This is a genomic window from Enterobacter cloacae complex sp. 385G4 (assembly GCF_057320665.1).
This window is the reverse complement of sequence record NZ_JBXWDD010000001.1, coordinates 983,833-1,007,363: the sequence shown is the minus strand read 5'-3', so window position 1 is coordinate 1,007,363 and position 23,531 is coordinate 983,833. Positions and strand designations below refer to the sequence as shown.

At 58.1% G+C, this 23,531-nt stretch carries 19 protein-coding genes; all 19 read left to right on the top strand.

Annotated elements, in window-relative coordinates; genetic code table 11:
- Window positions 1-2: 2 nt before the first annotated feature.
- The 19 genes from tssM to AC2FAJ_RS04885 all read left to right on the top strand — a co-directional run bounded on the left by tssM (window position 3) and on the right by AC2FAJ_RS04885 (window position 23,492).
- Window positions 3-3,623 (top strand): type VI secretion system membrane subunit TssM, encoded by a 3,621-nt coding sequence (gene tssM / locus AC2FAJ_RS04975; protein WP_485453895.1) that lies wholly within the window; start codon window positions 3-5, stop codon window positions 3,621-3,623.
- Between the two features lie 16 nt (window positions 3,624-3,639).
- Window positions 3,640-4,356 carry a type VI secretion system-associated protein TagF gene (gene tagF / locus AC2FAJ_RS04970; protein ID WP_008502646.1) on the top strand — a complete coding sequence of 239 codons (717 nt, stop codon included), beginning with the start codon at window positions 3,640-3,642 and terminating at the stop codon, window positions 4,354-4,356.
- A gap of 11 nt (window positions 4,357-4,367) precedes the next feature.
- A complete protein-coding gene (tssA, locus tag AC2FAJ_RS04965; RefSeq protein ID WP_041909535.1) occupies window positions 4,368-5,384 on the top strand; it encodes a type VI secretion system protein TssA in 1,017 nt (338 codons plus the stop codon).
- Between the two features lie 75 nt (window positions 5,385-5,459).
- The gene (gene tssB / locus AC2FAJ_RS04960; protein WP_022648413.1) at window positions 5,460-5,984 is read left to right on the top strand and encodes a type VI secretion system contractile sheath small subunit; all 525 of its coding nucleotides are present in this window, start codon (window positions 5,460-5,462) and stop codon (window positions 5,982-5,984) included.
- 3 nt (window positions 5,985-5,987) lie between these two features.
- Window positions 5,988-7,487, top strand: coding sequence for a type VI secretion system contractile sheath large subunit (tssC, locus tag AC2FAJ_RS04955; protein ID WP_006810956.1), 1,500 nt, complete (start codon window positions 5,988-5,990; stop codon window positions 7,485-7,487).
- A 225-nt stretch (window positions 7,488-7,712) separates the two neighbouring features.
- Window positions 7,713-8,195: an Hcp family type VI secretion system effector gene (locus tag AC2FAJ_RS04950; RefSeq protein ID WP_008502640.1), complete on the top strand. Its 483-nt coding sequence runs from the start codon at window positions 7,713-7,715 to the stop codon at window positions 8,193-8,195.
- Between the two features lie 594 nt (window positions 8,196-8,789).
- A complete protein-coding gene (locus tag AC2FAJ_RS04945) occupies window positions 8,790-9,779 on the top strand; it encodes a hypothetical protein (protein ID WP_041909539.1) in 990 nt (329 codons plus the stop codon).
- The gene (locus AC2FAJ_RS04940; RefSeq protein WP_041909541.1) at window positions 9,773-10,189 is read left to right on the top strand and encodes a hypothetical protein; all 417 of its coding nucleotides are present in this window, start codon (window positions 9,773-9,775) and stop codon (window positions 10,187-10,189) included. Before AC2FAJ_RS04945 ends, AC2FAJ_RS04940 begins: the two co-directional genes overlap by 7 nt.
- 87 nt (window positions 10,190-10,276) lie before the next feature.
- Window positions 10,277-12,037, top strand: coding sequence for a type VI secretion system-associated FHA domain protein TagH (gene tagH / locus AC2FAJ_RS04935; protein WP_193358934.1), 1,761 nt, complete (start codon window positions 10,277-10,279; stop codon window positions 12,035-12,037).
- Window positions 12,034-12,831, top strand: a complete 798-nt coding sequence (locus tag AC2FAJ_RS04930) for a PP2C family protein-serine/threonine phosphatase (protein ID WP_302232080.1) — start codon at window positions 12,034-12,036, stop codon at window positions 12,829-12,831. Before tagH ends, AC2FAJ_RS04930 begins: the two co-directional genes overlap by 4 nt.
- 16 nt (window positions 12,832-12,847) lie before the next feature.
- Window positions 12,848-13,846 carry a hypothetical protein gene (locus AC2FAJ_RS04925; protein ID WP_047364890.1) on the top strand — a complete coding sequence of 333 codons (999 nt, stop codon included), beginning with the start codon at window positions 12,848-12,850 and terminating at the stop codon, window positions 13,844-13,846.
- A gap of 9 nt (window positions 13,847-13,855) precedes the next feature.
- Window positions 13,856-14,668 carry a type VI secretion system accessory protein TagJ gene (locus tag AC2FAJ_RS04920; protein ID WP_047364892.1) on the top strand — a complete coding sequence of 271 codons (813 nt, stop codon included), beginning with the start codon at window positions 13,856-13,858 and terminating at the stop codon, window positions 14,666-14,668.
- The gene (gene tssE / locus AC2FAJ_RS04915) at window positions 14,661-15,224 is read left to right on the top strand and encodes a type VI secretion system baseplate subunit TssE (protein WP_028013485.1); all 564 of its coding nucleotides are present in this window, start codon (window positions 14,661-14,663) and stop codon (window positions 15,222-15,224) included. The genes AC2FAJ_RS04920 and tssE overlap by 8 nt, the downstream gene beginning before the upstream one ends.
- 2 nt (window positions 15,225-15,226) lie before the next feature.
- Complete coding sequence (tssF, locus tag AC2FAJ_RS04910; RefSeq protein WP_041909549.1) at window positions 15,227-17,098, top strand: type VI secretion system baseplate subunit TssF; 1,872 nt, start codon at window positions 15,227-15,229, stop codon at window positions 17,096-17,098.
- Window positions 17,095-18,138 (top strand): type VI secretion system baseplate subunit TssG, encoded by a 1,044-nt coding sequence (gene tssG, locus AC2FAJ_RS04905; RefSeq protein WP_041909554.1) that lies wholly within the window; start codon window positions 17,095-17,097, stop codon window positions 18,136-18,138. Before tssF ends, tssG begins: the two co-directional genes overlap by 4 nt.
- 35 nt (window positions 18,139-18,173) lie before the next feature.
- The gene (gene tssH / locus AC2FAJ_RS04900; protein ID WP_041909556.1) at window positions 18,174-20,789 is read left to right on the top strand and encodes a type VI secretion system ATPase TssH; all 2,616 of its coding nucleotides are present in this window, start codon (window positions 18,174-18,176) and stop codon (window positions 20,787-20,789) included.
- Between the two features lie 24 nt (window positions 20,790-20,813).
- Entirely contained in the window at window positions 20,814-22,232 is a 1,419-nt protein-coding gene (locus AC2FAJ_RS04895; protein ID WP_473209192.1) for a serine/threonine protein kinase, read from the top strand.
- A gap of 20 nt (window positions 22,233-22,252) precedes the next feature.
- A complete protein-coding gene (locus tag AC2FAJ_RS04890) occupies window positions 22,253-23,056 on the top strand; it encodes a DUF8093 domain-containing protein (protein WP_485453894.1) in 804 nt (267 codons plus the stop codon).
- Window positions 23,040-23,492 carry a hypothetical protein gene (locus tag AC2FAJ_RS04885; RefSeq protein ID WP_485453893.1) on the top strand — a complete coding sequence of 151 codons (453 nt, stop codon included), beginning with the start codon at window positions 23,040-23,042 and terminating at the stop codon, window positions 23,490-23,492. Before AC2FAJ_RS04890 ends, AC2FAJ_RS04885 begins: the two co-directional genes overlap by 17 nt.
- Window positions 23,493-23,531: the final 39 nt, after the last annotated feature.

Here is a 23,531-nt window from a genome sequence, read left to right as displayed (position 1 = left end):
GGATGCTGACTACACTTCTTTCCATTCTGACCAACCGCATTCTGTGGAGCTTCCTCGGCGTAACGGCGCTGGCGGCGGTGATCTGGATGATTGGCCCGCTGTTGTCCATCGTGGACACCCGACCGCTCGAATCCGAACAGAACCGCATCATCAGTATCGCCGTGGTCTACCTGCTGTGGGCGCAGGGCCATATTCTGCCGCGCCTTTATAACGCCTGGCTGAACCGCAAGCTGATGGACAAGCTCAACGAGAACACCACCAGCCCGGAGGCGGCGGATCCGCAGCAGCGCCTGAACAGCGAGGAGCAGATCCTCGCCAGCCGTTTTGATGAAGCCGCGCAGATGCTTAAAAAAGCGCACTTCAGCAAAGCGGGCCAGGGCGCTCAGTGGACCCAGCGCTTCAGCACGCAATATCTCTATCAGCTGCCGTGGTACGTCATTATCGGCGCGCCGGGCTCCGGTAAAACCACGGCGCTGGTGAACTCCGGGCTGCAGTTCCCGCTGGCCGACCGTTTTGGTAAGACCGCGCTGCGCGGTATTGGCGGCACGCGCAACTGCGACTGGTGGTTCACCAACGAGGCCGTGCTGCTGGACACCGCGGGTCGCTATACCACCCAGGAGAGCGAGCAGGCGCAGGATGCCGGTGAGTGGCTGCAGTTCATGGGGCTACTGCGCAAGTACCGTCGCCGCCAGCCGATCAACGGCGTCATTGTCACGATCAGCATTTCGGACCTGCTGACCCAGTCTGCCGAGGCGTCCCGCCAGCAGGCGGTGAACCTGCGCCAGCGCCTGTCCGAGCTGCATGAACAGCTGGGTATCCGCTTCCCGGTGTACGTGATGGTGACCAAGGCCGACCTTCTCAAAGGCTTCCGCGCCTGGTTTGCCGACTACGATAAAGCGCAGCGCGACCAGATATGGGGCTTCACGCTGCCGTGGGAGCAGACCAAACACGCCGATTACGACCTGATGGGCAACTTCCAGCAGGAATTTTCTCTGTTACAGCAGCGTCTTGATGCCGGGCTGCCGGAAACCATGCTCAAAGAGCATGACGCGAAAACCCGCGCCGAAGCGTATCTCTTCCCGCAGGAGTTCGCTGCACTGCGTCCGCTGCTGGCGGACTACCTGAGCACGGTCTTTGCGCGCTCCAACTTCGAAACTGAGTTCTCCCCGCGCGGGATCTACTTCGCCAGCGGGACGCAGGAAGGCATGCCGTTTGACCGCGTAATGGGCGAACTGAACCGCGCGCTCTCCCTGCCGGAAGGGGCAGAGCGCGATAACTGGGATTCGGTCAGTAAAGAAGCCCCAATCCCGGGCGCGAAGGGCCAGAGTTTCTTCATCAAGAACCTGCTGCAAAACGTTATTTTCCAGGAAGCCGGGATCGCCGGGGAAAACCGCTGGTGGGAACTGCGCAACCGGGCGGTGATCTGGTCCGGCAACGCGGCGCTGCTGGCCCTGCTGGCGATCCTCGGCGGGCTGTGGCTCACCAGCTATGCTAAAAATAAGGCCTATCTGGAAGAGGTGGATGCGAAGGTGCCGCTGCTGGACCAGCAGAGCAAAGCGTTGCAGAACCAGCCGCAGCGTGACCTGTTCGATCTGCTGCCATTGCTGAATGGCCTGGTGGACCTGCCGAAAAGCGACGCGTTTGATGTCAACGATCCGCCAGTCTCCCGCCGCATGGGGCTTTACCGTGGGGATGACGTCAGCGATGCTTCGCAGTCCCTGTACCAGAAGGCGCTGGATCAGCTGCTGTTGCCCGCCGTTGCTATGCACATCACCACCTGGCTGCGCAACGACAACGGCAGCGACGTGGAGTACAGCTACGAGGCGCTGAAAGCCTATCAGATGCTCTATCAGCCGAAGCACTACGACGGCAAATTCCTGCACTCCTGGGTGATGCTCAACCTGCAGCGCAACCTGCCGCAAAACGTCACGAAGGCGCAGCTGCAGCAGCTCGAATGGCATCTCACCCAGCTGCTGGAGCCGAAAATTCAGGCCTCGCCGTACGCGCAGGACGAATCCCTGGTGGCGCGTGAAAGAGCGCTGATCAACCAGCAGCCGCTTTCAACCCGCGTCTACGGTCGCCTGAAGCGCCTGCTGGAACATGACGACAACCTCAAACCGGTCTCCCTTTCCGACCTGGGCGGGCCACAGAGCGAACTGGTGTTTTCCCGCAAAAGCGGTAAGCCGGTGAGCGAAGGGGTGCCGGGTCTTTATACGCCGGACGGTTACTGGAAAAGCTTTAACAGCCAGATTGACAGCGTAACGACCGCTCTGCATGAAGACGACGCCTGGGTGCTGGGCGCCGCGACCGCGCAGGAAGATAAACAGCAGATCGATAACGCCGTACGCCAGCTCTACATGCGAGACTTTATCGCGAACTGGGATCGCTTTCTCGCCGACATCCAGCTTAACAACAGCGCCGATCTCTCCCAGCGCATCAACACTGCGCGTCTGCTCTCTGGCGCAAACTCTCCCCTGCGCCGTCTGGTGCAGAACCTGAGCCAGGTGCTGACGCTCTCCCGGGATACCCCGGCACCGGAAGATGCCGATAAAGCGCAGGCGCAGAGCAACCGCGCCACCCGCACGCTGGAAGCGCTGTTCAGCAATAATGACAATGCCCCGACGCAGGCCGCCGCGATTACTCAGGCGCCGGAGCAGCTGGTGACGGACCACTACGCGCCGATGATTGAGCTGGCCCAGCCGCTGGAAAAGGGTGGCAAGACCATCGTCTTTGATGATTTTCTTAAGCAGGTGGACGAGCTTTATCGTTACCTGACCGCCGTGCAGGACGCCGCCAACAGCGGTATGCCGGCACCGGGCGGCGAGGCGATTAGCCGTCTGCAGGCCAGCGCCGGTCGACTGCCGGGCGGATTGCAAACCATGTTCAGCAACATGGCGGTGGGGGCCAGCAGCGATACCCAGCGCCGCGATCTGGAAAACGTGCGTAAGCGGATCAACGTTGAAGTCGGCGGTTTCTGCCGTCAGGCGATCGCCGGTCGCTACCCGCTGGTGCGCAGCGCCAGCACTGAGGTCACCCCGGACGATCTCGCCCGCATGTTCGCGCCGGGCACCGGGCTGATGGATACCTTCTTTCGCGACAACCTGACCAGCAAAGTGGATACGACGCAGGCAAACTGGCGCTTTATGCCGGGGATCGACGGTAAAACCCTGCCGGGCAGCGAAGGGCTGCTGAGGCCGTTCCAGCAGGCCCAGTCGATTCGCGACGCCTTCTTTGCTAACGGCGCAACCACGCCGTCCTTCAGGGTGACGGTTCGCACCGTGCGAATGGATAACACCATTCTGAACCTGACGCTGGATGTCGACGGTCAGCTGCTGCGCTATAGCCACGGTCCGCAGGCGGTACAAATCATGAACTGGCCGGGGCCGGGCGGCACCAACCAGGTCCGTATGCAGCTGGGTCTGGCTAACGGCAGCACCGCGACGCTTGTGACCAACGGCTCCTGGGCGCTCAACCGCTTTTTTGACAAAGCGAGCAGCAGCCCGGGCGCGGGAAGCCTGAGCCGTCAGGCCACCTTCAGCGTCGACGGACATCAGGTCACGCTGGAGTTTGCGCCGAACAGCATCCGCAACCCGTTCCAGCTTCCCCGTTTTTCATGCCCATAACCGCAAGGACAGCCGTATGACGAATACCCCTGCGATGAACCGCTACAGCTGGTATGGCAAATTACCCAGCGCCGGAGATTTTTTGCAGCGTCGCTTTCCTGACACCTTACAGCGCCAGTGGTCGCACTGGTTCCAGGTCGGTCTGCTGGCCTGGCAGCAGGAAGAGCAGCGCAGCGGCGAGCGCCCGTTTCAGAAAGCGCCAGTCTGGAATTTTGTGGTGCCGCCCATGCTGGGCAGCCAGATGATCCAGATGGGCTGCCTGCTGCCCGGCCGCGACAGCGTTGGCCGACAGTACCCGGTCTGCATTCAGCTGAGCTTCGCCCCGTCAGAGTGGTCGACCAGCCTGCTCAGCCAGGCGGAGAGCTGGTATCAGCAAATTGGTCGTCTGGGGCTGCACGCGGTGCGTAACAGCTTTTCCGCCTCGCAGCTGGATGAGATGCTGATGTCCATTCCGGCGCCGCAGCCCGTCGAGCCGCAGAAGCGCTCTGACATCCTCGACGTCATTGGCTACGACGAGGACGGCCAAAGCACGCTGGGCTGGCCGCAGGCGGCAGAGTGTTTTGACCCGCTGCGTCAGACCAGCTACTGGTGGACCAACCGCTGCGACGGGTACCCGCTGTACACCCACGTTCACAGCGGCAACTTCACCGGGCAGCTTTTTACCCTGCTGTTCGACCCGGCAGGGGGCGCCCGCCCGGGGCGTCACGGTCTCTATCCGCCTATGTTTGAATAAGCAGGGATCACATGAATATCGAAGAATTTCTCGCGCCGATAAGCGCCGACAAGCCCTGCGGCGACAATCTGGAATATGACGCTGACTTTCAGGCGATGAACCAGGCCAGTCAGGGCAAAGCGGAACAGCAGTTTGGCGACACCATCATCCCGGCAGAGCCTGCGGACTGGAACACGGTAGAAAAATTCGCTACCAGCCTGCTGAGCCGCACCAAAGATCTTCGCGTGATGCTGGCTTTAACCCACGCCTGGACCCGCCGTCGCGGTCTTGCGGGCTACGCCGACGGGCTGTTGCTGGTGCAGGAGGCTATCGCGCGCTACTGGGAGCCGCTCTATCCGCTGCTGGAAGAGTATGGCGAAACCGACCCATTCTATCGCATTAACGCTCTGGCAGGGCTGAGCGATAAATCCGAGCTCACCGTCGCGGTACGTAACGCCTCGCTGCTGCGTTCAAACGGTGATGAAATTTCGCTGCGTGACGCCCAGGCACTGCTGGACGGCAGTAAAACCGAGTGTCCGGACTATCCCGGCGGTCGCCCGAGGCTGATTGACGAACTGGCCCGCGGCGACCAGCCGGGGACCGCAGCGGTCATTGTGATTAACGAACGGCTGCTGGCCATCCGCGAGCTGCTCACCGGGCATCTCGGTGAAAGCGGCGTACCGGAAATGGAACAGCTGCTGAAAACAGTGGGGCTGGTCGCCAGCGCGTGTCAGGTGACCGACATCAGTAAGCTGCTGCCGAACCGTGAAGCGCAGGCTGAACAGCACGCTGAGCCGCAGCCTGCGGCAGCGCAGCCCGTTCAGCCGGTCACCGACTGGCGCAGCGTGCAGGTTACCAGCCGCGCCGACGCGCAGCTAATGCTGGAAAAAGCGAAGCAGTATTTCGCGCAGTACGAACCGAGCCACCCCGCGCCGCTGATGATTGAACGGGTGCAGCGGCTGTCAGAACTTAACTTTATGGACATTATTCGCGACCTGGCGCCAGACGGCGTTAACCAACTGGAAAACATCTTTGGACGCCGCGAATGACGCGTCCTGGCATTATGACGACAGGCATGGAGTCTGCCGTTTCACCTTCACCGCGCATCTTTGATGGAGAACATCATGGCAATGAGTAACAGTGGACAGAAATTCATCGCACGCAACCGTGCTCCCCGCGTGCAGATCGAATACGACGTAGAGATCTACGGTGCAGAACGCAAAATTCAGCTGCCGTTTGTGATGGGCGTTATGGCCGATCTGGTTGGCAAGCCGGTGGAAAACCTGCCAGCCGTCGACGAGCGTAAATTCCTGGAAATCGACATCGATAACTTCGATGAACGCATGAAGGCGCTGAAGCCACGCGTGGCGTTCCAGGTAGATAACACCCTGACCGGCGAAGGTAAGCTCAACGTCGATCTGACCTTCGACAGCATGGACGACTTCCTGCCGGACGCGGTGGCCCGCAAGGTTGAGCCGCTGAACAAGCTGCTGGAGGCGCGCACGCAGCTCTCTAACCTGCTGACCTACATGGACGGCAAAAACGGTGCGGAAGAGCTGATCGCAAAAATCCTTCAGGATCCGACGCTGCTCAAATCCCTGAGCCAGATGCCAAAAAATGACGAAAGCGCGAAAGGTAGCGAGGAATAATCGATGAGCAACCAGACTCAACAACACGATCAGCAGGCGGGTCAGGCGTTCAGCCAGGATGAGTTCAGCGCGCTGCTGAACAAAGAATTCCGCCCGAAAACCGATCAGGCGCGTTCCGCCGTGGAGAGTGCGGTCAAGACTCTGGCGCAGCAGGCGCTGGAAAATACCGTTACCTTCTCGAACGACACCTACCGCACCATTCAGAACCTGATTGCCGGTATCGACGAGCAGCTCTCGCAGCAGGTGAACCAGATCATTCACCACGAAGAGTTTCAGAAGCTGGAGAGCGCCTGGCGCGGCCTGAGCTACCTGGTCAACAATACCGAAACTGACGAGATGCTGAAGATCCGCTTTATGAGTATCTCCAAGCAGGAGCTGGGCCGCACCCTGAAGCGCTACAAGGGCGTGGGCTGGGACCAGAGCCCGATCTTCAAGAAAATCTACGAGCAGGAGTACGGTCAGTTCGGCGGCGAGCCGTTTGGCTGCATCGTCGGCGACTATTACTTCGACCACAGCCCGCAGGACGTTGAGCTGCTGGGGGAAATGGCGCGCATTGGCTCTGCGGCGCACTGTCCGTTCATCACCGGCACCGCGCCGGGCGTGATGCAGATGGAGTCCTGGCAGGAGCTGGCCAACCCGCGCGATCTGACCAAGATCTTCCAGAACACCGAATACGCCGCCTGGCGTTCACTGCGTGAATCGGAAGACGCCCGCTATCTGGGGCTGGTGATGCCGCGCTTCCTGTCGCGCCTGCCGTACGGCATTCGCACCAACCCGGTGGACAGCTTCGATTTTGAAGAGCAGACCGACGGCGCAAACCACAACAGCTACTCGTGGGCGAACGCCGCGTACGCTATGGCCGCCAACATCAACCGCTCCTTTAAAGAGTACGGCTGGTGCACCTCGATTCGCGGCGTGGAGTCCGGCGGTGCGGTGGAAAACCTGCCGTGCCACACCTTCCCGAGCGATGACGGCGGAGTGGACATGAAGTGCCCGACCGAGATCGCCATCAGCGACCGTCGCGAAGCCGAGCTGGCGAAAAACGGGTTTATGCCGCTGGTTCACCGTAAAAACTCCGACTTTGCCGCCTTCATCGGCGCGCAGTCTCTGCAAAAACCGGCCGAGTATCACGATCCGGATGCCACCGCCAACGCGCGCCTGGCCTCCCGTCTGCCGTATCTGTTTGCCTGCTGCCGCTTTGCCCACTACCTGAAGTGCATCGTGCGCGACAAAATCGGCTCCTTCCGCGAGCGCGAAGAGATGGAGCGCTGGCTGAACGACTGGGTGATGAACTACGTCGACGGTGACCCGGCTAACTCCTCCCAGGAGACCAAGTCCCGTAAACCGCTGGCGGCTGCGGAAGTGCAGGTGCAGGAGATTGAGGACAACCCGGGCTACTATGCCGCGAAGTTCTTCCTGCGTCCACACTACCAGCTGGAAGGTCTGACCGTTTCTCTGCGTCTGGTTTCTAAACTGCCGTCGCTGAAGACGAAAGACGCGTAAGAGCAACATCTTGCACGGGCCGGCAAGAAAGACGGCTGGAACGGTAATAATGACTTCACATTCATTCCGTTATTTCGGAGGAATGTAAGACTGTCAAATGACACGGGTCATTTGATATGAGGCAGAGGTAAAATATGGACGGTTTTATTCAGCCCCATGCTTTCCTGTTTGCCATATAAGTGCTTTTTCGAAAGCAATATTGTTCATCCACGAAGAGTAGATATTATGGCTATTGATATGTTTCTGAAGGTCGAGGGTGTTACGGGCGAATCTAAAGATTCTAACCACACCGGCTGGACTGATATTACCTCCTTCTCCTGGGGCGCTTCCCAGCCAGGTAATATGAGCGTTGGCGGTGGCGGCGGTGCCGGTAAAGTCAACTTTAACGACCTGCACGTTAACGCGCTGATCGACAAATCCACCACCGCTATCCTGAAACACTGCGCCAGCGGTAAACACCTTACCAAAGTTGAGCTGTCCGTATGTAAAGCGGGTGGCCAGCAGGTGGAATATTCCCGCATTACGCTGGAAGATGTGCTGGTGACTTCCGTTCAGTACACTGGTGCAGACAATGGCGATACCGTTGGTGTGACCTACGCATTCCAGGCTGCGAAAGTGAAGCAGCAGTACTGGGAGCAGACCACCTCTGGTGGCAAAGGTGCTGAAAGCAGCGCTGGCTGGAACATCAAAGAGAACAAAGAAGCGTAATTGCGCAGGTGACCGGGGAGTTTTCCCCGGTCATTACGATTGGTTCACTACTCGGTGTATAATAGCGATGGAAAGAGCGATAACTGTTATATCCATTGTATTATCATGTAGCGCGTGCATATCCCATCCTGCTCAGTTTAAAAGTTTAACTGTTAAGCTGGAAAAAAATGTCCCCTGTTTTGGATTTTTGGAAGACACGAGGCCAGGTGAAACTGTTTTAGTTTACGAACCTTCAATATCTCGACAGGTAGGTAATGAATGGGAAGCTATATATTCCCCACAAATTTTTCATTCCGGCCGCATTCTAAAGTCTGAGGATTGTCTTCGCTGGGATAAAGTTGACTGGCAGCCAGGAAAGTATGATGTGGTATTAAAGTTGAGAAATCATAATGCCGCTCTTCGGTACGCGACTCGCTTTGTGCTCAGTGCGAATGCTAAAGGTGAACTATCGCTGACTAAAATAGAATAGAAGAGTTTCCAAATGTTGGCTTTTTTTTAGAAAAACGTCAACATTTGGGTGCTGCTTAACTTCATTTTTATTTAAATGTTTGTGCTTATTTGTAAGCGTTTCGGTGAAAATCAGAGGGAATTAATATGACTGGTCAATCATTAGTTAATCCGGGATATTGCATTGTTCAGCAACCCGGAACTCTGGATTTCCAGGCAAGGCTCTTATTCAACAATCCAAATAGTGATGCTGCACGTTATTTTATGCGGGTTAATAGTGATATGCAGTGGTCAAAACCTGGGCAGATGTTGATTCTTGATGCGCCGGGAAGTAATAATGCTGTGCAACTTAAGCAATTACAGCTTGCAAAAAATAAAGTCAACGGTGCTCTGGCCGAACTTAACTCTGGAGAAGCGAATTTTTTTAATCACCATTTTAGTACCATAGCCGCAGTTACTAATTTTATGGATAAGTCCCTTGGAGTTGTTGCTGACGCAGGTGAAAAATATTTCAGTGAAATAGAAAAAAAACTTAAATCCATTGAGTTGGCATACCAGAATCAGTTCAGGGCACAAGGGACATTGATAAGCCAGCAGTTTTTTGTTGAGCGTCAGCGCCTCTTTTCTGAGTTGGATGGTTTATTAAATAAATTGTCCAGGCTGACGTTAAAGATGAAACCTTATAACGAACTGAAGCATGCATTAGGGTTGTCAAGCAGATCAATTGTACATGAATGGAGCACAGCGGGTGTCGCTTCTATTCGTGGTTATTCAACTTATGTCGATAATGCCTCTAAAGCCGCTCGTTTTCTTAAAGCCGGGGGATGGCTTGCAATAGGTTTTGCCGGTGCAAATACAACCAATGAAGTTTACAATGCATGCACCACGGGACGAGAGCAAAGTTGTACTAAAGTCGCTGTAAAAAAATACAGCAGCTTTGGTGCAAGTCTTGCAGGAGGTATTTACGGTGGCAAATACGGGGCCATGGCAGGTGCCGGTGTATGCGTTGCGCTTGGTGTCGCGACGGGTGGTGTAGGTTTGCTCGCCTGTTCCATTGTCGGGGCGGCTGCAGGTGGATACGTTGGTGGCGAGATAGCGGGCGGAGCGACTGAGTATATGATGGATAAAATATGGTGAATATTGAAAATTTACTATTATTCCTTATCGTGGCTTTATTGCTGATTGTGATAGTTATGGATCTATTCAGTTCTCGTTACTTCAAAAAACACGAGGCTGATTATAATCAGTTACTTTCTGAGTACCGGCGAAAAGGATATGACCTGGATCTTGTTACCGACTACGCTTCTTTTTTTGGTTCGTTGGCAAATTATCAAAAAATAATCTGGTTTGTTCGCCTTTATAAAGGCGTTAAAATGAAATTTACGCGTGAACGGCTTGTTCAGGAAGATGCTTATAAATATGTACAGTCGTTACCTGAAGAAAAAATTGGCTGGATACTAAAGTTACATCGCCGTTATAAGTTACAGGCGTTAATATTCACTCTATGGCTCATTGTTGGATTATATTTTATCATCTTCATTAAATAGTTTTTGATATTCAATTTCTCAAACGCCGCCGTTCTCGCCCCGAGAGCGGCAGCGTTTGAGCGCTAATCATACCAGCAGGAATACGCCATGCGATTCACGATTATTTCTACGAAACCCGGTCATCAGCCGCCGCAAAGCAGCTGTGATTTTTACGCCCCGGGCGGCACCATTGGGCGCGGTACGGATAACAATCTGGTATTACCGGACAATGACCGCACCATCTCGCGTCTGCAGGCCATTGTCCACGTTGACGCTCAGGGCGAATGCCGTGTCACCAACCGTGGCAGCGTCACCCGCGTGGTATTGAATGATATTCCGCTGGAGCGTGGGCGTCAGGTTGAACTGCAGGATGGCGACATTCTCGGTATTGATGACTACCGTATCGAAGTGACCGAACTGATCCACGACACACAGCCGGTGAGCCGCATGGCGGCCAGCATGCAGCAGCAGGCGCGTCCGACAGCCGCACCCGCTGCGCCCGCAGCGCAAGCGAAGCCTGCTAACCCCGCGCCACGCGGGAAGGCGGAACCGACCGCCGTGCCTTCCGAAATCTGGGACAGCCTGATGCAGGAGTTCTCCATCTCCGACAGCATCTCCAGCAACCGCGCTAAACCGCAGCCTGCGGCCTCACAGGATCCCTTCTCCCAGCCCGCCGCGCCGGAGCGTAATGCCGAAGATCCGTTGGCGATGTTCAACGACAGCGATCCAACGCTTGAGCGCAAGAACGTCGACCCGGACACGCTGTTCAGCGACGAAGCGCTGTTCAAAAAAGAGAGCATTTTTGACGACGTGACGCCTTCCACGCTGGTGCCGCCGGTTGAGGGGCAACCCGCCCCTAAAGAAGACGCGGCGGACGAGCTTGACCCGCTGGCGCTGTTCGGTGGAAAGGCCAGCGCGCCAGCCGCGCGCAATGATGACCCGCTCGGGCTGATGGGCGGAGCACCGTTAACCCACCCGGATGATATTGCAGACGAAAAGCCAGCACCAACGCCTGAACCGGAGCAGGAAGAGGACGTGCTTGCCGATTCTCCGCTGTTCGCCCCAGAGCCGCAGGATACGCCGCGTGAAGAAGAGCCTGCACGGCCGGATTACGCAGGCTTCACCATGCCTACGCCGCAGGCCGTTGCGCGCAGCAGCGCTCAGGCACCGAAGGGGCGCCTGCGCATCGACCCGGTCAATAACGCGGCATCCCCAACCGCCAGCCCGAATAATGGCGAGAAGGGTGAAGTGCTGCAGGGCGAGCTGCTGCAGGCGCTGCTTGAAGGTATGGGCCTGAGCGAAATGCAGCCTGTTCCGCAGTTTGACCGGGAAAATATGCGTCAGTTGGGGCAGATTCTCGGCATGTTCTCGCAGGGCACAGTGGCGCTGCTCTCGTCGCGCTCCATCCTGAAACGCGGTGTAAAAGCCGATATGACCATGGTGCTGGACGATGCCAACAACCCGTTCAAGCTGTTGCCGACCGGGAAAACCGTCTTAATTCAGATGTTCGGCACCCCGATGCCGGGCTTTATGCCGCCGACCAAATCGGTGCGCGACGCGCTGATCGACCTGCAGGCGCACCAGCTGGGGATGATCTCCGGTATCCGCGCCATCATCGCCGCGATGCTGCAGTCCTTTAACCCGGAACAGCTGGAGGAGCAGGCGAAGCAGAACGGCATGACCTCGCGTCTGGCGCTGCCGGGCAGCCGCAAAGCCGCCCTGTGGGACTATTTTGTTCGCAGCTATGGCGAGACGGCGGGCGAGATTGAGGATGACTTCCACACCCTGTTCGGCGAAGCCTTCCTTCATGCGTATGACATGGAGGTGAATCAGTACAAAGACTCACAGAGCGGATCGGAAGACAAATGAATATCGCAACCGCTTCTCTCTCCCGCCAGGGGACGCGCGCCAGCAACCAGGATCAGACGGGAGAAGCCATAGGGGAACGCTCAGCCTGCTTTGTCGTCTGCGACGGCATCGCGGGTCTGCCCGGTGGTGAAGTCGCCGCGGAACTGGCCCGTAACAGCATTATCTCCCGCTTCGATGGCGACAAGCACCTCAACGCGCAGCATATCCGCGACTACGTGCAGACGGCGAATCGCACCATTCTGAGCGAACAGCAGGCCGTTCAGGACTATCGCCGGATGGGCACGACGCTGGTCAGCCTGTTCATTGACCGGGATTACGGGCTGGCGTACTGGGCACATGCCGGCGACAGCCGCCTCTACCTGTTTCGCCGGGGGTGGCTGTGGCACGTCACCACGGACCACAGTCTGGTGCAGCAGATGAAGGATGCCGGGCATCAGACGGACGATCTCAACAGCAACCTGCTTTATCTGGCGCTGGGAATTGAAAACGGCGGACCGGAAGCGAGCTACAGCGACGTGGTGCAGGTAGAAGACGGCGATGCCTTTTTACTCTGCACCGACGGGTTCTGGCACGGCGTCAGCGAAGAGCAAATGAAGCAGTCGCTGCACATGGTCAATACGCCGCAGGAGTGGCTGACCTTAATGAACCAAATCATTCAAAAGAATGGCGAGCAGGAGGGGAATGCGCAGGATAACTATACCGCCCTGGCGGTATGGATGGGCAACCCTCAGGACACCACTTTGCTGCACACCCTCTCTGATGCAGCACAATTTCTTCCCTGCGGAACTGATTAGACACACAAGGAACGATATGAAACTTTGGCTATCGGGTTTGGCACTTCTGGCGGCGACCTCCACCGCGCAGGCTGAAAATTTCCGCATCGTGCAGTCTCCTGCGCAGAAGCTGGATATCTGGATCGACAACATCAAAGACAACACCCCGCAGAGCTGGTGTAAGCCAGAAGTGGCGCTGCGCATTGTGGCGAACGGCAAGAAAGAGGTCTCCGTGCTGGAAAACTTTGTGCCGCGCCTTGGCTCGCTGCTGGAACACCAGTGCAGCAAAGTGAATAAACTCAGCTGGACGCTCAACGATCCCGAGGGGACGACGCTGGCGCAGGGCACGGCAGCTAAAGCGCAGGACTGGGCGCTGGTGGTGAAACAGCAGCAGGCCGCGCCTGCCGAGACCGTCACCGCAACCCCAGCCAGCGGCGCGTTACTGCCACCCGATCAGAACGTGGCTTCCCGCACCGTTGCCGCCGACCGCACGCCGTGGCAGGAGTTTACCCTGCAGGATGGCTGCCACCTGCGCACCTTCTGGGAGGGCGGCGCGTCCGCTCCGGCGCTCTTTATTCCGGATTCTGACACCACCCGCTGTGGTAACGGCAGTTGGCTGAGCGGTCACACCGTTATCTCTCAGTCCCGCAACGGCGGGCAGAAAGAGATGGCAGTGACCTACATTCACGGCTTCCCGGTGATGGGGCTGAATCAGAGCGCCGATCCGGAAAACGCGCTGATCACCTCCGTCAATAAAGAGCGCATGGTATTCAGCACGCCAGACAGCGATCAGAGCTGGATGATCCTGCCTTACGACAGCACCCTGAACAGCTGGAAGAGCAACGGCACGGTTGCGGTAGAAATTTCCCGCGAGACCGCCAGCGACGATGCAAAACTGCAGGCGCGTATTGCGGCGGTGAAGAAAACCTGGAGCGCCTGGGTTGCCCCAGGCACCCCGCTGAATATCGTTCTGATTGATACCCTGCGTCCTCAGCTGCGCGATCCGGCAGTGGGCGCCTGGCGCGCGGCGAATTAAGGAATGGCTATGAATACGCTCTATCAACACCTGGCGGGTGAAACGCTCAACGACGCGCTGGCGCGTCTTGAAGCTGAGATCAAAGCCCGTCCGGCAGATGCAGACCTCCGCGCCGCGTTCGTGCAGTTTTTAATCCTCAGCGGCAACGGGACGCGCGCGCTGACCCAGCTGAAAAGCTGGCTGGCGCTGAAGCCGCAGGCGAAACCCACCGTCACGCTGCTGGAGCAGTCCATTCAGGGTGAGCTGCAGCGCGCACAGGTGATGGCGGGGCAGGCGCGTCCGGCCATGCCTGAAACTCAGTGGCCGTGGCTGACCCCCCTGGCCGCGGCGCTCCGCGAGGAGGGCGAGCGTGCCCGGTCGCTGCGCCTTGAAGCGCTTGACCAGGCGCAGGCCACTCCCGGCCACATCACCCTCGAAAACGATGAGGCTCAGGCGTTTGACTGGCTGATGGACGGCGATGCCCGTCTCGGCCCGGTGTGCGAAACCATCGTGAACGGCCGCTATTTCTGGCTGCCGTTTAACGCTATCGCCGAGATCCGTTTCCAGGCGCCTGCCAGCGTGACCGATCTGGTCTGGCGTCACGCGCTGGTGCGCCTGACTGACGGTACGGAGCAGGTATGTCAGATCCCGGCGCGTTATCCGTTTGCTGCCGATGCGTCGGATGCGATCAAACTGGGCCGCACTACCGAGTGGCAGCCGCTCGACGAGGACGGCACCCTCTACGAAGGGATGGGCCAGAAAGCCTGGCTCAGTGAGCAAAGCGAAAGCCCGTTGCTGTCGTTAAGCCTCGTGTCGTTTGCGACGGATGGAGCCGATGAGTAATCCCGCTGGCGAAGGCGATCTGCTGCGCAGCGGCTGGCAAGCCCGCAGCAGGCAGGAGAAGGTGGGGGCGCGCGACAAAATGCAGCCTTCGCTGCTCGATCGCCTCACCGATAACGACCCGGAAAAAAAACGCGAGCCGGCTAACAGCAACCTGATCACCCACGCCGCGCTGCGTCGTAACGTGCTGCGGGATCTGCAGTGGCTGTTTAACACCATCAACCACGATGCCTCCGGCGATTTAAGCGCGCTACCGCACGTGAGCCGCTCGGTGGTTAACTTCGGCGTCGCGCCGCTCGCCGGGAAGAGAATGTCGGACATCGAATGGCACGATATTCAGCGCAAGCTCACCGAGGCCATCATCAATTTTGAACCGCGAATTTTGCCGCAGGGGCTGCAGGTCCGCTGCGTGTCGGATACCTCCTCGCTGGATCTGCACAACGTGCTCTCCATCGAGATTAAAGGGCGCTTATGGTGTGTGCCGTACCCGCTGGAGTTTCTGTTTCGCACCGATGTCGATCTGGAAAACGGCCATTTTGAACTGAAAGATGCGGGGTAATCATGGAAAGTAAACTGCTCGAATATTACAACCGTGAGCTGGCCTACCTGCGCGAAATGGGGGCCGAGTTTGCCGAACGCTATCCGAAGGTCGCCGGGCGGCTGGGCATGCGCGGCATCGAAGTGGCGGACCCGTACACCGAACGCCTGATGGAAGGTTTCGCGTTTCTGACCTCCCGCGTGCAGATGAAAATGGACGCGGAGTTTCCGCGCTTCTCCCAGCGTCTGCTGGAGATGATCGCGCCGAACTACCTCGCGCCCACCCCTTCAATGGCGATTGCGGAAATTGAGCCCGACAGCAGCCGCGGCGATCTGAGCAACGGCTTTATTGTGCCGCGCGGCACCATGATGGACAGCCTGGCGCTGAAAAAAACCGGCGTAACCTGCAGCTATACCACCGCGCACGAGGTTAATCTGCTGCCGCTGAAAATCGACAAAGTGGAGTTCGGCGGCGTGCCCGCTGACCTGCCGCTGGCGCAGCTCGGCTTAAGCCAGCGGGGGATCAACAGCGCCTTGCGGATCCGCATTGCCTGCGACGGCCCGCAAAACCTCGGGCACCTGAATTTTGACCGGCTGGAGTTTTTCCTCAGCGGCCCGGACATTGAGGCGCTGAAGCTGCTGGAGCTGGTGATGGAGCACCACGCCGGGATCGTCTGCCAGACGGTCAGCCCGCAGCCGCAGCGACAGCTGCTGGCAACGGATGCGCTGCGTCAGGAGGGCTTTGCGCCGGACCAGGCGCTCCTCCCGGACGATCTGCGCAACTTTGACGGCTACCGTCTGCTGCAGGAGTATTTTGCGTTTCCGGCCCGCTTCCGCTTTATCAGCCTGAGCGGTCTGAGCACGCTTATCCAGCGCTGCGAAAACGAAAAAGCCTTCGATATCTTCATTCTGCTGGATAAGTCGGATGAACAGCTGGAGCGCGTGGTCGACGCCAGCCATCTGGCGCTGCACTGCACGCCGGTCATCAACCTGTTCCCGAAAGTGGCGGCCCGGCAGAAGCTGAATGAAGGCCAGCATGAATACCATCTGGTGGTCGATAACATCCGCCCGCTGGACTACGAAATTTATGCGGTAAATAAAATTTTTGGCAGCGCCGACGGCCAGCGCGACGACCAGACGTTTCGTCCGTTCTGGAGCACCTGGAGCGGCGACGCGGGTAACTACGGGGCCTATTTTTCCCTGCGCCGGGAACAGCGCGTGCTCTCCGAGCACGCCCTGCGCTACGGCACCCGTACCGGCTATATCGGCTCGGAGGTCTTTGTCTCGCTGGTGGATGAACAGCATGCCCCGTGGCAGGAAAACCTGCGCTACATCTCTGCCGAGGTGCTCTGTACCAGCCGCGACCTGCCGCTGATGCTCCAGCAGGAGCTCGGGCAGTTCATTATGGCCGACTCCATGCCGGTGAAGGGGTTAACCCTGCGCAAAGGCCCGACGCCGCCGCGTCCGGCGCTGGCGGAAGGGTTCAGCACCTGGCGGCTCATCAGCCAGCTGCAGATGAACTACCTCAGCCTGATGGACAGCGAAAATGAAGAGGGGGCAGCGGCGCTGCGCCAGCTGTTAGGTCTGTACGCCAACCTGGCCGAAACGCCGGTTGCGCGTCAGGTGGAGGGGGTTCGCCACTGCGTACTGGAGCCGGTACACCGCCGCGTGCCTGAACCCGGCCCGGTCGTTTTCGCCCGCGGAATTGGCATCACCCTGACGGTGGACGAGCGGGCGTTTTCCGGCGCCAGCCCGTGGCTTTTCGGCAGCGTGATGGAGCGCCTTTTTGCCCGTCTGGTCTCCATCAACAGCTTCACCGAGTTCACCCTGAAGAGTCAGCAGCGCGGCGAGATAGGCTACTGGGCGCCGCGCATGGGTAAAAGGGCGCTGGTATGAGTGACGCTGCCACCGCACCGCTGCGCGTGCATCGCCTGACGAAGCTGCCGGATACGTTCTGGCACGGGGTCCGCGAGACGCCCTGGCGCTACGATCTGTTTCAGCTGTTAAGGCGCATTGATGCCCAGGGCGGCGAGCGCTACCCGCTGGGACGCGCGCCGCTGCCGAAATTTGAGCCGCTGCGCATTGGCCAGCAGCCCTCAATGAGCTTTGCGCCGTCGACGCTGGCCCAGGTGCGAAAGCGTGAGGAAAGCGGGCTGCATGAGGTGTCGATCCTCAGCTTTGGCCTGTTTGGCCCGAACGGCCCGCTGCCGGTGCATATGACCGAGTACGCCCGCGAGCGGATTCATCATCATCAGGACACCAGCCTCAGCGCGTTTGCCGATCTGTTCCATCATCGTCTTGCGCTGCTGTTTTACCGCGCCTGGGCGGATGCGCAGCCTGCCGTTTCCCTCGATCGCGCCGACAATAAGCGCTTTGAGGGCTACCTGGCGTCGCTGATCGGAATGGGACAGCCGGGTCAGATGAACAAGGGCAGCCTGAGCGCCCATGCCCGCTTTACCCACGCCGGGCACCTGACCCGCCACGGGCGGGATCCGGAAGGGCTGGAGAAGATCCTGCGCAGCTATTTTAAAGCGCCGGTTAAGCTGGTGAGCAACGTGCCGCAGTGGATGCCGCTCTCCACCCGCGAGCAGGCGCAGCTGGGAGCAGGACGCTGCATGCCGCGCATGGGGGAATCCGCTTTTCTCGGCGTCGCCGTCCGCGACGTGCAGCATAAGTTTCGTATCGAGATTGGCCCGCTGAGCGCGGAGGAGTACAACCGCTTTCTGCCGGGCGAAGCGTGGGTCACCGAGCTGCGCGACTGGGTGCGCCAGTACGCGGGAATTGAGTTTGAATGGGAAACACGGGTGATCCTGCGTGAAGACGCGGTGCAGGGTACCACGCTCGGCAGCGATGGGCGATTAGGCTTTAACACCTGGCTGGGGCATCAGCCGCAGCCTGTCCCGCGTGGCGATCTGGTGTATCGCGCAGAGCGATAAATTTTTCTAACGCATTGTTATCAACGGAACCGAACATGTCAGAAATTAGCCGTGCCGTGCTTTTCGGCAAACTGGATACGCTGTTATTTACCTCTCTGGAAAGCGCGACTGCCTTCTGCAAGCTGCGCGGCAACCCCTACGTTGAGCTGGTGCACTGGCTGCATCAGCTGATGCAGCAGCAGGATGGCGATCTGCAGCAGGTCATCCGCCACTTTGCCCTCGACGAACAGCAGCTAACGCGCGATATCGTGGCGGCGCTGGACGCTCTGCCGCGTGGCGCAAGTTCCGTTTCCGATCTCTCCGAACATATCGACAGCGCCGTGGAGCGCGCCTGGGTATTCGGCTCGCTGAAGTTTGGCGTCAGCCGCATTCGCGGCGGCCATTTGCTGATCGGCATCCTAAAGACCTGGAATCTGGCCAACGTGCTGAAAAGCATCTCGTCGCAGTTCACCCGCCTTAACGTCGAAGTGCTGATTGAGCAGTTCGACGCCATCTGTGGCAACAGTAAAGAGACGCAGCAGGCCGCTGCCGCCGTCGATGCACCGGCGGGTGCGGTCCCGGCGGCTCAGGGTACGCTGGCCCAGTACGGCCAGGACCTGACCGCTCGTGCCCGCGACGGGAAGATTGACCCGGTTGTCGGGCGCGACGAGGAGATCCGCCAGATGGTCGATATCCTGATGCGCCGCCGCCAGAACAACCCGCTGCTGACCGGGGAGGCCGGGGTCGGCAAAACCGCAGTCGTTGAAGGGCTGGCGCTGCGTATCGCCGACGGCGACGTGCCGGAGCCGCTGCAAAATATTCAGCTGTGGCTGCTGGATATCGGCATGCTGCAGGCCGGCGCGGGCATGAAAGGCGAATTTGAAGCCCGTCTGCAGGCGCTCATTAATGAAGTCCAGTCCAGCGCCACGCCGATTATTCTGTTTATCGATGAGATCCACACTCTGATTGGTGCAGGCGGCCAGCAGGGAACCGGCGATGCGGCGAACCTGCTGAAACCGGCCCTGGCGCGCGGTCAGCTACGCACCATCGGTGCCACCACCTGGGCGGAATACAAAAAGTACATTGAAAAAGACCCGGCGCTGACCCGTCGTTTCCAGACCGTACAGGTTCACGAGCCGGACGAAGCGAAAGCGATTCTGATGCTGCGCAGCACCGTGTCGCCGCTTGAGACGCACCACCAGGTCCTGCTGCTCGACGAAGCGGTCAGCGCGGCGGTGAAGCTGTCCCATCGCTACATTCCGGCGCGTCAGCTGCCGGACAAAGCCGTAGCCCTGCTCGATACCGCCTGCGCCCGCGTGGCGGTCAGCCAGAGCGCGCCGCCGGCGCAGCTGGAAGACTGCCTGCGCCATCTTGCCGCGCTGGACGTGGAAATTGAAATTGCTGAACGCGAAGCGCGCGTCGGCGCCGGTGACGCAGAGCGCGTAACGGCATTAATCACAGAGCGCGACGCGTATGAAACAAAACGCGAAGCTCTGGCCCGGCGCTGGGAAGACGAGCGCGGTCTGGTGCAGGAGATCATCCGCCTGCGCGCCGCGCTGTTTGCGGCGGGCGAGGAAGAGACCGCCGAGCTGCGCAGCCAGCTGGCGGAGCAGCAGCAGGCGCTGAACGCCTTGCAGGGTGACGAGCCGCTGCTGTTTGCGGCGGTAGATGAAAACGTGGTCGCCGCAGTCGTCTCTGACTGGACCGGGATCCCGCTGGGCCGGATGGTGAAAAACGAGATCGACGCGGTGCTGAACCTTGCCGATACGCTGAACCAGCGCGTTATCGGCCAGCGTCACGGGCTGGATCTCATTGCCCGCCGCGTGAAAACCTCGCGGGCGAAGCTCGACGATCCGAACAAACCGGTGGGCGTCTTTATGCTGTGCGGCCCGTCCGGCGTCGGGAAAACTGAAACCGCGCTGGCGCTGGCGGAATCCCTGTACGGCGGCGAGCAGAACGTCATTACCATCAACATGAGCGAGTTCCAGGAAGCGCACACCGTTTCCACCTTAAAAGGTGCGCCTCCGGGATACGTAGGGTATGGTGAAGGCGGCGTGTTAACCGAGGCCGTGCGCCGTCGCCCTTACAGCGTGGTGCTGCTGGACGAAATTGAAAAAGCGCACCCGGACGTCCATGAGATCTTCTTCCAGGTCTTCGACAAAGGCTGGATGGAGGACGGCGAGGGGCGCCACATTGATTTCCGTAACACCATTATCATTCTGACGTCCAACGTGGGCACCGAGCTGATAAGCGCCATGTGCGCCGATCCGGAGCTGATGCCGGAGCCTGACGCATTAAGCGGCGCGCTGCGCCAGCCGCTGCTGGAAGTATTCCCGCCGGCGCTGCTGGGCCGCCTGCTGGTGGTGCCGTACTACCCGCTCAGCGACGAGATGCTCGGGCAGATTGTGCGCCTGCAGCTCAAGCGCATTCAGCGTCGTCTGGAAGAGAATCACAGCATTATTTCTGAGTTTGACGACAGCGTGGTGGAACAGATTGTTCAGCGCTGCACCGAGGTGGAGTCCGGCGGCCGCATGGTAGATGCTATCCTGACTAACACCCTGCTGCCTCAGATGAGCCAGATCTTACTTACCGCCAGCCGCAGCGACGAGCAGTTCCGACGCCTGCACGTCACCTGCGAGCAGGGCGAGTTTCACTGTCAGTTTGCCGCGTAATAATCATCAAGAGAACTGTAAAAGATGACGGATAATGATAACAATCGGACTGTCCCAAACGCGCTCCCGGTCGGGTACCGCTTCAACGAGTTTGAAATCAAAGAGGTGATCGGCGGCGGCGGTTTTGGCATTGTCTATCGCGCGTGGGATCACCAGCTCGAACGCACTATCGCTATCAAAGAATTTATGCCTTCCTCGCTCGCCGTGCGCGGCGACGACATGACCCTGGTGCTGCGCAGCGAGCGCTTTGGCAAAGCGTTCTCCGCGGGCCTGAACAGCTTCATTCAGGAAGCCCGTCTGCTGGCGCGCTTTAACCACCCGAACCTGCTGCACGTTCTGCGCTTCTGGGTGCAAAACGACACGGCCTACATGGGGACGCTGTTTTACAGCGGCACCACGCTTTCGCGCCTGCGCGAGGAAAAGCCGGAGCTGATCAACGAAGCCTGGATCCGCCGCACGCTGCCGATGCTGTTCGGTGCGATCAAGACCATCCACGACGAAGGCTACCTGCACCGCGACATCTCTCTGGATAACATTCAGATCCAGGATAACGGCCTGCCGGTGCTGCTCGATTTCGGCTCCGCGCGCCGCACGATTGGTAACCTCTCCGACGAAACGGAAACCATGCTGCGCCCGGGCTTTGCGCCGATTGAGCAGTACACCGACGACAACGAGAGCGAGCAGGGGCCGTGGACGGATATTTACGCCCTCGGCGCGGTGCTGCGTACCTTGATTGTGGGTTCTCCGCCGCCGGTCAGCGTGGTGCGTTCCATCCAGGACACCTGTAAGCCGCTGGTGGAAATCATGCCGCAGGGCTACTCCATTCCGCTGCTGCAGGCCATCGACCGCGCGCTGGCGCTGCACATGGAGGATCGTCCGCAGTCTATCGACGAATTCGCGGCGCTGATTGAGATGCCGGTCGCCGGGATCAACGACGTGCTCACCGCCAAAAAGACCGGCACCATGCTGGTTCCGGTTGAGGAAGAGAAGCCAGCTTCGGTGCTCGACTGGCGTCGCTATAAGATCCCGGGCATGGTTGCCGCGGGCGTGCTGGTGGGCGTTGTCGCCGGGGCGATGCTGTTCAGCGGTGGGAATGATGCGCCTGAGCAGGCTGCCCAGGTTCCGTCAGAGACGCGTCCGACAGAGACCGCCGCGAACGCGCCAGAGGTGAAGCCAGAAACGGCGACGGTGAGCGAACCGGCGACGGCTCAGCAGACGCCACCGCCTGCCGCGAGCCCGATTGCGCTGGTCTATATCCGGATCCTCGACGGCGAAACGCTGAAAGTTAACGGTGAGCCAAAAGCGCTGCGCCCGGGAGCTAACGGCTATGCATCGCTCAAGCTGCCGGCCGGTGAGGCGAAGATTGAGCTGCAGGGCAACGGAAGAACGCGTGGCCAGACGCTGGAGATTGCCAAGCCGGGCACCTGGCTGGTGAATCCGTAGAAATATAAACAGGAGAAACTATGGAAGTGTACGATCTTCGAAGCCAAAGGCTTCATCCAAAGGAATTCGAAAAGATTGTCTCTCCTGTTTATGCACGGAGCGACGTAGGGCGTGAATTTGTTGTGGTGCGCGGTGCTTTAAATCCATTTCACAGCATTGATGGTTTAACGTTGCGACGTCGCTTCGAATTTAATCCTAATGCCGTGTTTGATCCTCTCTACGCACAAAATCTTAGTAAAATTGAACGGTTAATTGACTCAGGAGAAGTCGTTTTAACAGACCACCGTCAACGGACAAAAGCCATATATCCCTTTTTCATCTCTGAGTCAGGAGAGTTGTTTTGTGTAGATGAGAAGATGTACAGCTCAGCTTTCGTGAGTTACATCCTCGAACGTTACCGAAACAATGTCGCTCTATTTGGAAAACCAGCCCCAACGCGTGATGCTTTTATTCCCTTGACTGCTCACTATGGGCCAGGTTACTGGAAAACTGTGGAAGATGATTATCATGGCACAAAAAATGTTATGATCATGGCGATTAATCGTCTGACGAGCATGGGGGATGAGGGAAGAGTATTTGGATCGGACGGTAAAGATTACATGAATACGTCGCGCGACAAAATCCAGCGCTGGACAGCACTACCCGCAGACCTGGACGGAGTATCACGCGCGTTGATATCTGAAAAATCTGTAATTAGACGATTCGGAGAACAACGATCCATTTATCAGAAATACCTGGAGAGCGATGATGCCTGGGCAGTAAGTGGTAAATCATGGCAATGGATACCTGGAGTCAGAGAAGAGGATTATGAATTTAAAAAATAAATTATGGTGTTTCTGGGGATGCATGGATGTACTGGCTCTTTTGCTTTACTCTATAAATTCACTTCGCCAGAACAGGATCCCCTTCATTTCAGATATAATCGCGTTCACAGGGAACTCAGATGTCATTTCAGGAGGCGGTTACAGCTTTATCGTAACCCTCTTTTTTATATTTGATTTGCTTTTGTTGCTTTCTCTTTTTGCTTCGGCCTGGCTGTTTTTTAAGAGAAAAAATGTTGCGATTAAGTTTGCCCTTATTCAGGAAGTCTTTCGTCTCATTTCATTCAGATGTTCGGTTTCTCTTTTCCCACTTCTGATAAGTGTGTTTGGTATTTCAAATGTGTGGGTGAATTTAGGGTTGTTTGTTATCTCGGAGTTTCTGAAGATATATTCTCTCATTTACGTAATGGGCAAAAGAGAAAAAACTCATTCACTTTGATATATAAATGACGCTCATGCATAGATGCGAACCTCTTTT

What these genes read in the sequence shown, in the direction of transcription:
- tssM (WP_485453895.1), top strand. Translation starts at nt 3, where the DNA reads ATGCTGACTACACTTCTTTCCATTCTGACCAACCGCATTCTGTGGAGC.
- tagF (WP_008502646.1), top strand. Translation starts at nt 3,640, where the DNA reads ATGACGAATACCCCTGCGATGAACCGCTACAGCTGGTATGGCAAATTA.
- tssA (WP_041909535.1), top strand. Translation starts at nt 4,368, where the DNA reads ATGAATATCGAAGAATTTCTCGCGCCGATAAGCGCCGACAAGCCCTGC.
- tssB (WP_022648413.1), top strand. Translation starts at nt 5,460, where the DNA reads ATGGCAATGAGTAACAGTGGACAGAAATTCATCGCACGCAACCGTGCT.
- tssC (WP_006810956.1), top strand. Translation starts at nt 5,988, where the DNA reads ATGAGCAACCAGACTCAACAACACGATCAGCAGGCGGGTCAGGCGTTC.
- AC2FAJ_RS04950 (WP_008502640.1), top strand. Translation starts at nt 7,713, where the DNA reads ATGGCTATTGATATGTTTCTGAAGGTCGAGGGTGTTACGGGCGAATCT.
- AC2FAJ_RS04945 (WP_041909539.1), top strand. Translation starts at nt 8,790, where the DNA reads ATGACTGGTCAATCATTAGTTAATCCGGGATATTGCATTGTTCAGCAA.
- AC2FAJ_RS04940 (WP_041909541.1), top strand. Translation starts at nt 9,773, where the DNA reads ATGGTGAATATTGAAAATTTACTATTATTCCTTATCGTGGCTTTATTG.
- tagH (WP_193358934.1), top strand. Translation starts at nt 10,277, where the DNA reads ATGCGATTCACGATTATTTCTACGAAACCCGGTCATCAGCCGCCGCAA.
- AC2FAJ_RS04930 (WP_302232080.1), top strand. Translation starts at nt 12,034, where the DNA reads ATGAATATCGCAACCGCTTCTCTCTCCCGCCAGGGGACGCGCGCCAGC.
- AC2FAJ_RS04925 (WP_047364890.1), top strand. Translation starts at nt 12,848, where the DNA reads ATGAAACTTTGGCTATCGGGTTTGGCACTTCTGGCGGCGACCTCCACC.
- AC2FAJ_RS04920 (WP_047364892.1), top strand. Translation starts at nt 13,856, where the DNA reads ATGAATACGCTCTATCAACACCTGGCGGGTGAAACGCTCAACGACGCG.
- tssE (WP_028013485.1), top strand. Translation starts at nt 14,661, where the DNA reads ATGAGTAATCCCGCTGGCGAAGGCGATCTGCTGCGCAGCGGCTGGCAA.
- tssF (WP_041909549.1), top strand. Translation starts at nt 15,227, where the DNA reads ATGGAAAGTAAACTGCTCGAATATTACAACCGTGAGCTGGCCTACCTG.
- tssG (WP_041909554.1), top strand. Translation starts at nt 17,095, where the DNA reads ATGAGTGACGCTGCCACCGCACCGCTGCGCGTGCATCGCCTGACGAAG.
- tssH (WP_041909556.1), top strand. Translation starts at nt 18,174, where the DNA reads ATGTCAGAAATTAGCCGTGCCGTGCTTTTCGGCAAACTGGATACGCTG.
- AC2FAJ_RS04895 (WP_473209192.1), top strand. Translation starts at nt 20,814, where the DNA reads ATGACGGATAATGATAACAATCGGACTGTCCCAAACGCGCTCCCGGTC.
- AC2FAJ_RS04890 (WP_485453894.1), top strand. Translation starts at nt 22,253, where the DNA reads ATGGAAGTGTACGATCTTCGAAGCCAAAGGCTTCATCCAAAGGAATTC.
- AC2FAJ_RS04885 (WP_485453893.1), top strand. Translation starts at nt 23,040, where the DNA reads ATGAATTTAAAAAATAAATTATGGTGTTTCTGGGGATGCATGGATGTA.